Genomic DNA, 12,457 nt, shown 5'->3' with positions numbered 1-12,457 from the left:
TCAGCCACCGCGGGAGTTCCGCAGTTCGCGCCCCTTTTCGATGTACTCCTGGTGGATCTTCTCGTTCTTGTCCGAGACAGTGGTGTCGCGGGGCGGAAGTTGCAGGCGCTCTTCGGCTGCCATACCCGCCTGGAGCTGTCGACCCCGCTCGAGTTCGGCGTCGAACTCGGCGCCGAACAGCAGGGCCAGATTCGTCAGCCACAACCACAGCAGGAAGACGATGACGCCCGCCAGTGCTCCGTAGGTCTTGTTGTAGCTGCCGAAGTTCGACACGTAGAGAGCAAACGCCGCTGACGCCACGATCCAGGTGACGATCGCGAGGACCGCGCCCGCGCTGATCCAGCGGAACTTCGGTTGCTTCACATTCGGTGTGGCCCAATACAAGACCGCGACGATCACCACGACGAACAACAACACCACCGGCCAGCGGACGATGTTCCACACCGTGAGCGCGGTGCTGCCGAAACCGATGGCGTCACCGATGGACCGCGCGATCGGCCCGCTGACGGCAAGCATCAGCGCCACTGCCGCAGCCAGGACGAGGGCCAGGAGCGTCACCAACAGCATGGCGGGCCGCAGTTTCCAGATCGGCCGGCCTTCGTCGACCTCGTACATGCGGTTCATCGCCCGCCCGAACGCACCGACGTACCCCGACGCCGACCACAGGGCGCCGGCGAGACCGAGCACGAGCGCGAGACCGGCACTCGGTGCGGCCACCAGTTGCTCGACGGGTGCGCGGAGGGTGTCCACCGCGTCCGAGGGACCGAGGTCTTCGACCATCGTCAACACCGCGTCGACCGTCTTCTCGCCCTGCCCGAAGACACCGAGCAGAGACACCATGGCGAGGAGCGCGGGGAACAGCGACAGCACCGAGTAGTAGGTGAGTGCGGCGGCGAGGTCGGTGCACTGATCGCGAGAGAACTCGCGGGCCGTCTTGCGCAGGACGAACATCAACGACGGTTTCGTCAGGTCGGTGGGCGACTCCGGTTTGCGAGGATCGTCGGGATCGGCATGCTCCGGGTCGTCGCGGACATCAACGTCGCGGACATCGACGTCCCGGTCCGGTTCCTTGGTCTGCTCATCCTTGCTCATACCCCGGTGTAGCCGCGGGGTTCGCGGACCAAACCCTTCATGCCGCGACCAGTGGGGACTGGTGAGCGACGGCGGACTGACCTCAGGCCCGGGCAGCGACCCGACTCACCTCGTCGACGACGCCCTGTAGATCCCCCTGGATGATCCTGGTCAGTGCAGCCGGCGTTTCGTCCTTGAAGCCCGCCAGGACAACGGGTTCCCCAAAGGTCACGCGTGGACGTGCACGGTCGCCGTCGTCCGGGTAGGCAATCCCGGCGGACACCAGCGAGACGTCGACCCCCGCCTTCAGCGCCCGGTAGGCGATGTGACCGATGCCGGTGCCGAGTTTCTGCAGACGGGTGACGTCGCCCTCGTTGCAGGTCCCTTCCGGGAAGACCGCGATGCTGTCACCGCGGACCATTCGCTCGACGCAGACGCCGAACATCTGCCGTCCGGCCTCCGCAGCCGCTCGGACGCCGTGGTCCTTCGGACGGAACACCGGGATACCGCCCAGGGTGTCGATCTTTCGTCGCTGCTCCGGATCCTCGAAGAGTTCGTCTTTCGCCAACACGCGCAGGTGGCCGATCCGGGGTCGAATGGGGGAGCGGAACCCCGCGGCCGCCAGCACCAGCGGATCGCGCTGGGAGACATGGTTGGCGGCGATCAGCAACGGCTTGCCGCTTCGGACCGTACGAACCAGACGATCGCGGGACGTGAAGCGCACGACGGGCCGAATCCTGGCGGCGAGCACCCCGTACATCAGCCTCGCGCGTACGCGGTCCTGCTGGTGATCCAGGTAGTGCGCGTATACGGCTTCAGACTGGGCGAGCTCTACATCCACGGAAGTTACGGTACCGTAGGTTAGCGGCTTCGCCCAACGAACGACGAAAGTCACCCGCGGCCTCGAGCACGAGAACCGCAGGTGACACGTCCGTGGTGGCGTCCGGAAGGTGTTTAGCCGGACCGTGCTCAGTCCGGCACCACGACCGCCCGGCCGCGCAGGTCATTCGCCGCCAGTCGTCGGTAGGCCTCGACGCCGTCGTCGAGTGAGAACTTCTCGACCGCCACCTCGAGAACTCCGTCCCGTGCCAGATCGAGCACCTCGATGAGTTCATCGCGCGCTCCCCAGTACGGTGCGCGCACCGACACCTCATAGGGCTGGGTGAAGAAGCCGACCTTCGCGGCCGCGACACCGTCGCCGATACCGACGATCACCACGTCGCCCATGGTGCCGACGACGCCCATCGCGATGTCGAGCGTCGGCTGCAGACCGACGAAGTCGAAGACGGCGGTCGCACCCTCACCGCCGGTGATCTTGCGGACATTGGCAACGGCGTCGGCGTCACTCAGCACCACCTCGTGGGCGCCGACCTCGCGCGCGAAGGCCAGCTTCTCGTCGTTCACGTCGAGCACGATCACCCGTGAGGGGGTCAGATGACGAAGCAGTTGGATGCCGACGTGTCCGAGGCCGCCGGCGCCGATGACCACCGCAGTCGTGCCGCCCACCAGCTTCGGAAGGCTCGGTTTGATCGCGTGATACGGCGTGAGTCCGGCGTCGGTGAGCGGTACCGCGGCCACCGGGTCCAGATCGCCGAGGGGAACCAGGTGCCGCCGGTTGTCGACGAGCAGGTACTCGGCCATCGCACCAGGGTTGCCGAGCCCCGGTGGTGCGATACCGAGTTCGCCCGCCCGGCTGCAGTAGTTCTCCAGACCCCGCGAGCAGAAGTGGCAGACGCCGCAGCCCCACGGCCCGTAGACCGCGACCGATGTGCCTTCGGAGACACCCGTGACGCCGCTGCCGACTTCGGCCACCACGCCCGCACCCTCGTGGCCGAGCGTCATGGGCAGGGGATAGGCGAAACCCTCTTCGGGCAGATTGAGCACGAAGTCGTCCGAATGGCACGCTCCGGCGGCCGTCACCTTCAGCAACACCTGGCCCGGACCCGGCACCGGCTTGTCCACTTCCCGCAATTGCGGGGGTTGACCTGGTTTGACGATCTGAATGGCCTTCATGCGCATACCTTTCGATCCGGGAGAGAGTGACCCGACCTCCGGTCTACTCGGCCGGGCGCAACGGCATGTATCTTCCGGCGAACTCGACATGAACTTCTCGACCTGGCGTCGTGGAGTTCACCATCGTCGGGTTCACCATCGGCGGGACGGATTCCGCGCCGCGCAACGCACACACTGCCGGGCCGCGGGAAGAACCTCGAGCCGCTCGGGGTCGATCACCGTGCCGCAGGTCTCACAGCGTCCGTACGATCCGCGACCGACGCGTTCGAGCGCAGCGTCGATCTCGTCCAGACGAACCCGTGACCGCTCGAGCTGGGCCACCAGCTGGCCTCGCTCGACGGCGAGCGTCGTCCCTTCGGGATCGTGCTCGTCGTCGGAGGCAGCGTCCGCTGTCGCCTCGATGACGGCGGCCAACCGAGCGGACATCGATTCGATGAGCGCCGTCGTTCGGGCGCGTTCGATGATCAGCGATGTCTCCGATTCGGTCGGGTCGGGTCTGTTCACCGTGACCGACCCCGGGAATCACGCATGCACGTCACGAAGACCGACCGCACCGCGCAGGCCGGAGCAATTGATGCACCCCACACAACCGATGCAATCGGTGCACCGGATACAACCGACACACCCGACGCACCCGCGGCACAGCAGGCTCGCCACGACGCCGAGGCTCCCGGCGATCCCGAAACTGAGTGCTGTGCCCATACTTCCGGCGACGACCGCACTGGCGGCCGTCACCGCCGAACCCGCGACGATCGCACTCGCGACGGTCCCGGCCGAGGAGCTGACGGCCGCGCTGGAGGCCGTACCTGCCGAATTGGCGACAGCCGCGCTGGCGACAGTGCCCGCCGAGTTCGCCACCGCAATGCTCGACACCGTCCCGATGGAGCGGGCCACCGCCGTCGAATTCCGCGTTGCCGGCGAGTCGCCGACGCTGGTCTGAACCCTCGTGAGCGTCCACATGACGTCCATGGTCGCGCAACCGGCCGACGCGTGAGCCCGTTTCGGACCGCCGGAGTGTTCCGCGGAACACTCCTGGACGCTCAGGTTCCGCAGAACGTCTGGAACGACGAGTTGAACTCGTCGGGGGCGGGCGACGTGTACTTCACCCATTCGACGCGGCGCTCGAACGGGTTGGTCACGACGTCGAGCAGTTCCGCGAACAACGTGAGGTCACCGCCGTTCGCAGCCTGCAACGCTTCGTCGACCAGATGATTGCGTGGGATGTAGAGCGGGTTCACGCGGTCCATCGCATCAGCGGTGGCCGCCTCGTCGCGACCGTGTCGGGCCAGGGCTTCCCGCCAGCGCGCGAGCCACTGCGTCGAGGCCTCTCGCGGAAGAAGGATGTCGAGCGGGGTGCTTCGTCCACGGAGTTCCTCCGCAAGCGCCCGGAAGGCACCTGTCCAGTCGGCCCGATGGGCTGCCAGCAGCGTCAGGAGGTCGTCGATCACCTCGTGCTCGACGAAGGTGTCGGCCAGGCCCAGCTTTGCCGACAAACCGTCGTAGAGATGGCGCTCGTAGTGCGCGTCAAAGGTCGACAGCGTTGCCGTCGCGACGGCGATCGCATCGTCCGGCGTCGGACTGATCAGCGTGAGGAGCGTTTCAGCGAAACGTGCGAGGTTCCACTTCAGGACGGCGGGCTGGTTCCCGAAGGCGTAGCGTCCACCGTGGTCGATCGAACTGAACACGGCCGCGGGGTCGAAGGCGTCGATGAACGCGCACGGACCGTAGTCGATGGTCTCTCCGGAGATGGTGGTGTTGTCGGTGTTCATCACACCGTGCACGAACCCGACCAGCATCCACTGGGCGACGAGCGCTGCCTGCCGCTCGACCACACGCTCCAGCAACTTCGCGTAGCGGTTCCCGCCACCGGTCGTGGGCACTTCGGCGAGGTCGGGATAGTGGCGCGCGACTGCATAATCGGCGAGCGGCTGCAGAACACTCCCGTTCCGCGCCGCGAACTCGAAGGTCCCTACACGCAGGTGGCTCGCCGCGACCCGGGCGAGTACCGCTCCCGGCTCGACGCCGTTGCGATGAATCCCGCGGCCGGTTGCCACCACCGCCAGCGATCGCGTGGTGGGTACGCCGAGTGCATGCATCGCTTCGCTGACCAGGTACTCGCGAAGCATCGGCCCGACCACCGCGAAACCGTCCCCGCCTCGTGAAAACGGTGTCGGCCCTGAACCTTTCAACTGGAGGTCGACGCGACGGCCCTCGACGTCCACGAGCTCGCCGAGTAGGAGGGCGCGTCCGTCTCCCAGCAGCGGTGCATACCCACCGAACTGATGACCGCTGTACGCCGTCGCCACCGGCTTGCCGTCGGCGGGCACGGCCGCGCCGGAGAGGATCGCTATCCCGTCTTCTGTACGCAGGGAATCGACGTCGAGACCCAACGAGGCCGCGAGCTGGTCGTTGGCGACGAGAAGGCGCGGATCGGGGACGTCGGCGCCTCGCCATTCGACGGTAAGAGGCGTCAGTTCGTCGGCGAAAGTGCTCTCGAAGCCGGTGATCGCGTCGGATGTGCGTGCAGGGGAGTCGGTGGCAGCCACTCCCCGAGCGTAACCACTTCCTCGTATCGCCTGGTCACGTTGGCGTCCGGGACGCCTTCAGCGTGTGATCACGTCCGATTCCGACATCGCTCAGGCCGCGACGGTGGCACCGCAGATGCCACACGCCTCGAACTGCCGACGGCCCCAGCGCGCCACCGGGATGAAGAAGAGCGTGAATTGGCTGTACTCCCGCATCCTGGCCCACTGGGTGGTGTTGTGGCATCGCGGGCATGTCCTCGTGTGTCCCGCACCGAGATGTTGTTGCCTGCGACCGAATCCGAAAAGGAAGAACACGTCGCCATCGTGCCAGAAGGAGGACGTGGCGACCGTTTCCACCATCACGGGCCCCGAACCGGAGGCTCCGCCCGTTGAGAAGTTCCATGCCACAACTGCTTCCGGAGACCAGCAGCATGGTCCGAGACGCCTTAGGCTTGGGCTCGCCGAATATCAACAGAGGGGACCCGACACCGATGGACAGGACTGTGATCGTGACCGGCGGCGCCGGCGGGATGGGACTGGCCACCGCCAGGATCATGGGTCGCGACCACCATGTGGTGCTCACCGACGTCAGAGAGGATCCGCTGGCCTCCGCCGTGGCCGATCTCGAGTCGAGCGGGATCCGCGCTCGGTACGTCGTCGCCGACATCACCGACCGCGGATCCGTGGACGCCCTCTTCGCGACCTCCGCCGCCTCCGCGCCCCGTACGCGCGGTGGTGCACGCCGCCGGGGTGAGTCCACAGATGGGGTCGGCGGAGAAGATCATCAAGATCAACGCCGTCGGGACCATCAACATCACCGAGGCATCCCTTGCCGCCGCAGGCGAGGGATTCGCCCTCGTCAACGTCGCGTCCATCGCCGGGCACATGCTGCCGTCGGTCATGGTGCCGCGGCGCACCTACCGGCTGGCGACGCGCGACGTCGAGGAGTTCACCCGCAAGATGATCGCGAACGCATCCCGCGGTCCGGCCAGGATGCATCCCGGTTCGGCGTATTCGCTGAGCAAGAACTTCGTCATCCGTCACTCGGCGGACCGAGCCGGTGCGTTCGGTGCTCGGGGTGCCCGCATCTTGTCCGTCTCGCCGGGATCGTTCGACACCGAGATGGGCCGGCTCGAGGAGAAGAGCGGGTCGGCCAGACTGTTGGAGTTCGCCGCACTCAAACGATTCGGCCGCCCGGACGAGATCGCGGAACTGCTGGCCTTCTGCGCCGGCGACAAACCGGGCTATCTCACCGGCACCGACATCCTGTGCGACGGCGGCACCAAGGCCGGACTGGGCATCAGAGGCATGCTGGCAATGACTCGCGGCGCCTGAATCCAGACCTGCACCCGCGTGTGGCGCACCTGCCGACGAGTTGAATCGACCGCTTCGATGGGCCTGGCACCCGTCCGCTTCGGCTGGGGGTGTTCTCTTCGCACGCGTGTGCGAAGATGGTCGGTGTGAGTTCGCATCGAAGGCCGGGACTGACTCCCGACGATCTGGAATCTCTCTCCGCGGCGCTCGCCGCAGGCAAGCGGGCCACCGTGTACCTACGCGATCCGATGCCGTCGCTGGGGCTCGACGCGGGAGCATCGGCACGCGTCGTGTCGATCGACGGATCCACGGTGATGGTGAGCCCCAAGGGCGTCGACGACCAGCTACCGTTCGAGGCCGACGAACTGCAGAAGACCCGAGCAGCGACCTCTGTGTCCTCCGCACGTCAGCGAGCTGCCAGGGCGACACCGGCGCCGAATCCCGGGCAGCCACCGAAACCCGCACAGGCACCGAAACCCGTTGCACCGAAACCCGTTGCGCAGAAACCGAAGGCGGAGTCACCTCAGGCACCTGCGGTGCGCACCGAACACTCATCGCGCGCTGAACCGGAAACGGACACGGTGAAGCCGAGACCCGTCCCGCCCAAGGCACCCAGACGCCCGAAGACCGCGTCGGTGGTGAGCGTCACCGTGGCATCGGCGGGCGAGAACACGTGGACGGTGTCCGTCTCGCACGGCAGCAGGAAGGGCAAGGCAACCGAGGTGACCGCAGACCGGGTGGCGCGTGCGATGCGCGAACTGGGTGACGAGACCGCGGTCGCGGCAGTCGACGGCGTGATCGAGTCCGCACGTGCCGCGGCTCAGGAGCGGATCGATGAGCTCACCCGCGAGTTGGAGAGCGCGCGGGCTGCTCTGGCCCATCTCGACGGAGACTCCACGGACGACTGACGCGAGGTCAGCCGGCTGGTGGGGCGAAGAACTCCAGCGCGATGTTGTCCGGGTCGCGAAAAGAGATCCCCGACCCGTAGTGCGCGTGTTTGATTCCGCTGTGCTCGATTCCAGCCTCGTCGAGGCGTGCGACCCAGTCCTCGAGTTCGGATTGCGTGCAGGCGAACGCGATATGGTCCAGTCCCACGTTCAGTTCGCTGAACGGATGCGTACCGCCAGAATTCGTGGTGTGGGTGTGGAGGCCGAACAGTGTTCCACCGCCGAGCGCGAAGACCGTGTGGTGGAAATTGCCGGACTCTTCGTCTTCGTCCAGAACGGGCTGGGCGTCGAGCAATTTCTGGTACCACGCAGTGCTGGCGTCGAGATCGCTGACAGTGATCGCGACGTGGGTGAGTGCAGGAAAGTTCGGCATCGTCGCCTTCTCCTGACGTTGCAAGATTTGGTTTTCCGTTGAGGGACAGCCGGTTCCACGGCGACCTACGCGAGACCGGAGGTCGTCGGGGACAGCGCGCCGATGAGCGGATCAAGAAGCGCAACGCGTCGATCAGTATATCGCCGGCCCCGAATCGGGATCCCGGCTCTGTGATTCGTGGCGCTACCCGGCCCGTCTGGTGAACACTCGACAGATGAGCCGCAAGAGGTCTGCTGTCGCAGTCGGTGCCGCCACCACAGCGGCGGCCGTTGTCGTTCGAGATCTGTTTCAGCGCGAGCACTCGTTGCTGCGCAACTTCCCGCTCGTCGGACATGCGCGCTACTGGATCGAGACGTTCGGACCCGAGTTACGTCAGTACATTGTCGCCGCCAACGACGAAGAGCGTCCGTTCACCCGCGATCAACGCCGGTGGATCTATTCCTCCTCCAAGAAAGAGAACAACTACTTCGGGTTCGGCACCGACAACGACGTCGAGTTCACGAGCGGATTCCCGGTGATCAAACATCGGACGTTCAGCCAGTCGTCTGCGCCGGCTTCGGCACCCGAGGCCGGCCACGAGGTGGTCCTGCCCTGCGCGAAGGTGGTCGGCGCAGCACGTGGACGACCAGGTGCGTTTCGCCCGACGTCGGTTGTCAACATCTCCGGGATGAGCTTCGGAGCCCTGTCCGGGAACGCCATCGAGGCACTCAATCGCGGGGCCGCCATGACCGGCGCGCTCCACAACACCGGCGAGGGCGGGATCTCGCCCTATCACCGCCACGGTGGGGACCTAGTCTTCCAGATCGGCACCGCCTATTTCGGCTGTCGAGACGCCGACGGTCGTTTCGACCTCGCCCGCCTGAAAGCCGTCGTCGCCGGAGCTCCGGTACGCGCGCTCGAGATCAAACTCAGCCAGGGCGCCAAGCCCAATCTGGGTGGGTTGCTACCCGGCCCCAAGGTGACTGCGGAGATCGCAGAGGCGCGCGGCGTCACGGCGGGACGTGATTGCGTGAGTCCATCACGGCACGCCGAATTCTCCGACGCCGACAGCATGCTCGACTGGGTCGAACTTCTCGCCGCCGAAACAGGGCTGCCGGTGGGCATCAAATCCGCGGTCGGAGACCTCGACTCGTGGCATCAGATCGCCGACCTGATGGCGACGACCGGCCGCGGAGTCGACTTCGTCACCATCGACGGAGGAGAAGGCGGCACGGGCGCAGCACCGTTGCTCTTCGCCGACACCGTCTCGCTCCCGTTCTTCCTCGCGTTCAGCAGGGTTTATCGGATCTTTGCCGAGCGGAACCTACATCAGCAGATCACGTTCATCGGTAGCGGCAAGCTCGGCCTACCCGACAACGCCGTCCAGGCCTTCGCACTCGGATGCGACATGATCAGCGTCGCCCGCGAGGCGATGCTGTCCGTCGGCTGTATCCAGTCCCAGAAATGCCACACCGACACCTGCCCGACGGGTGTTGCCACGCAGAACAGCTGGCTCACAAGGGGATTGGTGCCCGACGATAAGGCGCCCCGAGCGGCGAACTACATCACGACGCTACGCCGTGACCTGGCGAGGGTCGCGCAGGCCTGCGGCGTCGACCACCCGGGACTCATCACCACCGAGTCGGTGGAGATTCTGGACGGCCGGCGAAGCTCCAGACCGATGACCGAGGTGTACGGGTACTCGCCGGGTATGGGTCTTCCGTCGGACGCCGACTGTGCGGAGATCACACGTCTGATGAGCGATCAGCGCCAGGGCGGTTCGGCTCCGCCTTCGGCGACGAGCGCGAGCTGAGGAGAACCTGCCTAATCGACGGAGCGGCGGTCGGATGACGGTCTCACTCCGGGTCGGCGAAGCGGGGTTCCCGTCCGGACATGCCGGCGCGCACGGCCTCGAGCTGATTCGGCGACCCCATCAACTCGACCTGCAGTGTGCTCTCGAGCAACAGTGCCGCCGCCGGATCGGCGCCACTCCAGGTCTCGTCGTAGAGGCGTTTCGCGGCGCGCACGGCATGTGGCGACTTCGCGGCGATCTCATGGGCGAGCGTCAAGGCGCGGGCGAGAGGGTCGTCGGCAATTCCGGTGACCAACCCGACCTCGTGGGCTTCGGCGCCCGACAGGATGCGGCCCGTGAACGTCAGTTCCTTGGCCACGTCGGCCGCAAGAAGCCCGGGAAGCGTCTGGGTGATGCCCATGTCCGGCACCAGACCCCATTTCACCCCATCACGGACAGGCGGGCGTCGGACGTCGCGTAGCGGATGTCGGCACCGAGAGCGACCTGCAGTCCGCCTCCGAAGCAGTTGCCGTGTAGCACCGCGATCACCGGAGCCGGCACGCGCCGCCAGTCGAGAGACACCCGCTGCGCATGGTTTCCACGGTCGGCGTCGTCACGCTCCAGCAACGAGCCGCCCAACCCCTCGCCACCGAGAGACGAGATGTCGAGGCCGGAACAGAAACTCTTTCCGGCCCCGTGAACGACGACGGCCCGCACGCGACGGTCAGCCGCCAGTTCGCCGGTCACATCGAGCAACGCGTCGAACATCGCGGGGTCCAGCGCATTGTGCTTCTCCGCGCGGTTGAGCGTGACCGTCGCGACCCCCGCCTCGTCGACATCGAGCAGGATCCTTTGTGCAGTCACCATCTTCGTCACCTCTCCACCTGTCGTCGGGCCACGGGCATGTACCCGAGCGCTTACACTACGGCCGTGGAGGAATCGGTCTGGAAGTTCAGCGAATCCGACGGCTCGGTCGTGGTGCACACCGGGGTCACCGGACCGGCGGCACGCACCGGCCATCGGCTGACGATCGCGATGCGTGCATGGACCGCGGTCGTGACCTTGAAAGACCTGGTACCCAACCGCATCGCGGCGACGATCTCAGTGGACTCCATGCAAGTGGAAGCCGGCGAGGGCGGACTCACCCCGATGACGGGAGCCGAGAAGTCGCTCGCCCGTATGAACGCCTTGAAGTCCATGCGCGCCGACAAGTACCCCGAGATCTCCTATCAATCCGAGGCACTCACCGCGACGGCACACGGGTACCGAGCCGACGGCACGTTGACCATCCACGGCCGTACACGCCCGCTTTCGTTGGACTTCGAAGTCGTCGAGACCGCGGCGGGCCGGCAGATCTCCACCGACGCGACGATCACTCAGAGCGACTTCGGGATCAAGCCGTACTCGCTGATGATGGGCACGCTGAAGGTCGCCGACGACGTTCGAGTGGTCGTCGACGTCGCCCGCGCTCGGTGACCGTGGTGTGGATGTCGACCGACTCGGCGGCGGTCCGCCCCTCCTCCCGATCGGTACGCTCGAAGGTGCCCGATTTGTCGGCCGGGCCCGAGGCCTCGCGAAGGCTCCAGCCTGACGAGTCCGTCGGACACGCACGAGCTGGAGAGAACCATGGAAGCACTGATCCTGATCGCCGTCATCGTCCTGGTCGTCGTCGGGGTGGTGGTGATCGCACAGCAGCGCTCCGGGGCGAACGCCGCTCGCACGCTCGACGACGCCAAGGCTGACGCACGGCAAGCCATCGAACGCCTCGGCGGGCAAGTGTTCATGTTGGTCGGCGACGGTCCGGCGTCGAAGCAGGCGCTCGCCGATGCGGGGGAGCGGTACACCGCAGCCGGTTCGCAGATCGAGCAGGCAAACTCGCCCGCACAGGCGCGACTGGCCAAGCAGACCGCCCTCGAAGGCCTCTATTACATCCGTGCGGCTCGGGTCGCGATGGACCTCGATCCCGGTCCTGCCATCCCGGAACTCGATGGTCAGCAGAGCGCGGGCAGGGTCACCGAAGATCGGCAGGTCGACTTCGAAGGACGCAAGGTCGAGGCGTCACCCAACCCGTCTGATCGGACGCCGAACTACTACCCGGGTGGCCGCGTCGCCGGTCGCCCGGTCCCAGCCGGTTGGTATTCGGAGCCCTGGTGGCGGCCGGCTCTCGTCGCGGGTGCCTGGGGCGTCGGGTCCATGTTCCTGTTCTCTGCAATGTTCTCCGGGATGGCGGGCGTCCCGTATGACGCACAGGGCTTCGAGAGCGGCGTCGGCGACGGTTCGGACCTGGGCGCCATCGACGGAGGCGACGCCGGCGGCGGGGATGACTTCGGCGGAGACGACTTCGGCGGGGGCGATGCCGGCGGCGATTTCGGCGGCGGCGACTTCGGCGGCGGGTTCGATTTCTGATCCCGCCGATCCGTCGAAACCCGCGGCGGGTTCCCTT

13 protein-coding genes and 2 pseudogenes are annotated in these 12,457 nt (G+C 66.5%); 7 read left to right on the top strand and 8 right to left on the bottom strand.

What is annotated here, in order from left to right; translation table 11 throughout:
• From GOAMI_RS06420 to GOAMI_RS06405, 4 genes are all read right to left on the bottom strand, one after another.
• On the bottom strand, window positions 1–1,092 hold the full coding sequence (locus GOAMI_RS06420; protein WP_006435608.1) for a YihY/virulence factor BrkB family protein: 1,092 nt from the start codon (window positions 1,090–1,092) through the stop codon (window positions 1–3).
• A gap of 82 nt (window positions 1,093–1,174) precedes the next feature.
• Window positions 1,175–1,912 carry a 1-acyl-sn-glycerol-3-phosphate acyltransferase gene (locus GOAMI_RS06415; RefSeq protein ID WP_040004609.1) on the bottom strand — a complete coding sequence of 246 codons (738 nt, stop codon included), beginning with the start codon at window positions 1,910–1,912 and terminating at the stop codon, window positions 1,175–1,177.
• A 128-nt stretch (window positions 1,913–2,040) separates the two neighbouring features.
• Window positions 2,041–3,084 (bottom strand): NAD(P)-dependent alcohol dehydrogenase, encoded by a 1,044-nt coding sequence (locus tag GOAMI_RS06410; protein ID WP_006435606.1) that lies wholly within the window; start codon window positions 3,082–3,084, stop codon window positions 2,041–2,043.
• 132 nt (window positions 3,085–3,216) lie between these two features.
• The gene (locus GOAMI_RS06405) at window positions 3,217–3,588 is read right to left on the bottom strand and encodes a TraR/DksA family transcriptional regulator (protein WP_006435605.1); all 372 of its coding nucleotides are present in this window, start codon (window positions 3,586–3,588) and stop codon (window positions 3,217–3,219) included.
• A gap of 190 nt (window positions 3,589–3,778) precedes the next feature.
• On the opposite strand from GOAMI_RS06405, the gene GOAMI_RS23775 reads away from it, so the two are divergent.
• Window positions 3,779–4,024 carry a hypothetical protein gene (locus GOAMI_RS23775; RefSeq protein WP_006435604.1) on the top strand — a complete coding sequence of 82 codons (246 nt, stop codon included), beginning with the start codon at window positions 3,779–3,781 and terminating at the stop codon, window positions 4,022–4,024.
• A 100-nt stretch (window positions 4,025–4,124) separates the two neighbouring features.
• On the opposite strand, the gene GOAMI_RS06395 is transcribed toward GOAMI_RS23775, so the two are convergent.
• The gene (locus tag GOAMI_RS06395; protein ID WP_006435603.1) at window positions 4,125–5,630 is read right to left on the bottom strand and encodes a protein adenylyltransferase SelO; all 1,506 of its coding nucleotides are present in this window, start codon (window positions 5,628–5,630) and stop codon (window positions 4,125–4,127) included.
• Window positions 5,631–5,720: 90 nt separating this feature from the next.
• A complete protein-coding gene (locus GOAMI_RS06390; protein ID WP_006435602.1) occupies window positions 5,721–5,969 on the bottom strand; it encodes a zinc-ribbon domain-containing protein in 249 nt (82 codons plus the stop codon).
• Here GOAMI_RS06390 and GOAMI_RS23770 point away from each other — a divergent pair.
• From GOAMI_RS23770 to GOAMI_RS06380, 3 genes and pseudogenes are all read left to right on the top strand, one after another.
• Window positions 5,861–6,283, top strand: a pseudogene (locus GOAMI_RS23770) (SDR family NAD(P)-dependent oxidoreductase); the annotation flags it as partial. The gene GOAMI_RS06390 and the pseudogene GOAMI_RS23770 sit on opposite strands and share 109 nt — an antisense overlap.
• A 76-nt stretch (window positions 6,284–6,359) precedes the next feature.
• Complete coding sequence (locus tag GOAMI_RS06385) at window positions 6,360–6,944, top strand: SDR family oxidoreductase (protein ID WP_312028955.1); 585 nt, start codon at window positions 6,360–6,362, stop codon at window positions 6,942–6,944.
• A gap of 116 nt (window positions 6,945–7,060) precedes the next feature.
• Entirely contained in the window at window positions 7,061–7,831 is a 771-nt protein-coding gene (locus tag GOAMI_RS06380) for a DUF6319 family protein (protein WP_006435600.1), read from the top strand.
• Between the two features lie 7 nt (window positions 7,832–7,838).
• Here the strand turns inward: GOAMI_RS06380 and GOAMI_RS06375 are convergent, their stop codons facing one another.
• Window positions 7,839–8,243 (bottom strand): VOC family protein, encoded by a 405-nt coding sequence (locus GOAMI_RS06375; protein WP_006435599.1) that lies wholly within the window; start codon window positions 8,241–8,243, stop codon window positions 7,839–7,841.
• A 214-nt stretch (window positions 8,244–8,457) separates the two neighbouring features.
• On the opposite strand from GOAMI_RS06375, the gene GOAMI_RS06370 reads away from it, so the two are divergent.
• A complete protein-coding gene (locus tag GOAMI_RS06370; protein WP_006435598.1) occupies window positions 8,458–10,035 on the top strand; it encodes an FMN-binding glutamate synthase family protein in 1,578 nt (525 codons plus the stop codon).
• A 43-nt stretch (window positions 10,036–10,078) separates the two neighbouring features.
• Here the strand turns inward: GOAMI_RS06370 and GOAMI_RS06365 are convergent.
• Window positions 10,079–10,878: pseudogene (locus tag GOAMI_RS06365) on the bottom strand (crotonase/enoyl-CoA hydratase family protein).
• A gap of 66 nt (window positions 10,879–10,944) precedes the next feature.
• On the opposite strand from GOAMI_RS06365, the gene GOAMI_RS06360 reads away from it, so the two are divergent.
• A complete protein-coding gene (locus tag GOAMI_RS06360; RefSeq protein WP_040004608.1) occupies window positions 10,945–11,490 on the top strand; it encodes a YceI family protein in 546 nt (181 codons plus the stop codon).
• 150 nt (window positions 11,491–11,640) lie between these two features.
• Window positions 11,641–12,420: a hypothetical protein gene (locus tag GOAMI_RS06355; RefSeq protein ID WP_006435594.1), complete on the top strand. Its 780-nt coding sequence runs from the start codon at window positions 11,641–11,643 to the stop codon at window positions 12,418–12,420.
• Window positions 12,421–12,457: the final 37 nt, after the last annotated feature.

The organism is Gordonia amicalis NBRC 100051 = JCM 11271, assembly GCF_000332995.1.
GTDB classification, from domain to species: Bacteria; Actinomycetota; Actinomycetes; order Mycobacteriales; family Mycobacteriaceae; genus Gordonia; species Gordonia amicalis.
Note: the sequence above shows the minus strand (reverse complement) of the source record. Positions and strands in the feature narration are given on the sequence as shown.

Excerpts from the sequence above, each read along its gene's own strand:
- GOAMI_RS06420 (WP_006435608.1), bottom strand. The coding sequence starts at position 1,092 with ATGAGCAAGGATGAGCAGACCAAGGAACCGGACCGGGACGTCGATGTC.
- GOAMI_RS06410 (WP_006435606.1), bottom strand. The coding sequence starts at position 3,084 with ATGAAGGCCATTCAGATCGTCAAACCAGGTCAACCCCCGCAATTGCGG.
- GOAMI_RS06390 (WP_006435602.1), bottom strand. The coding sequence starts at position 5,969 with ATGGTGGAAACGGTCGCCACGTCCTCCTTCTGGCACGATGGCGACGTG.
- GOAMI_RS06380 (WP_006435600.1), top strand. The coding sequence starts at position 7,061 with ATGGTCGGTGTGAGTTCGCATCGAAGGCCGGGACTGACTCCCGACGAT.
- GOAMI_RS06375 (WP_006435599.1), bottom strand. The coding sequence starts at position 8,243 with ATGCCGAACTTTCCTGCACTCACCCACGTCGCGATCACTGTCAGCGAT.
- GOAMI_RS06370 (WP_006435598.1), top strand. The coding sequence starts at position 8,458 with ATGAGCCGCAAGAGGTCTGCTGTCGCAGTCGGTGCCGCCACCACAGCG.
- GOAMI_RS06355 (WP_006435594.1), top strand. The coding sequence starts at position 11,641 with ATGGAAGCACTGATCCTGATCGCCGTCATCGTCCTGGTCGTCGTCGGG.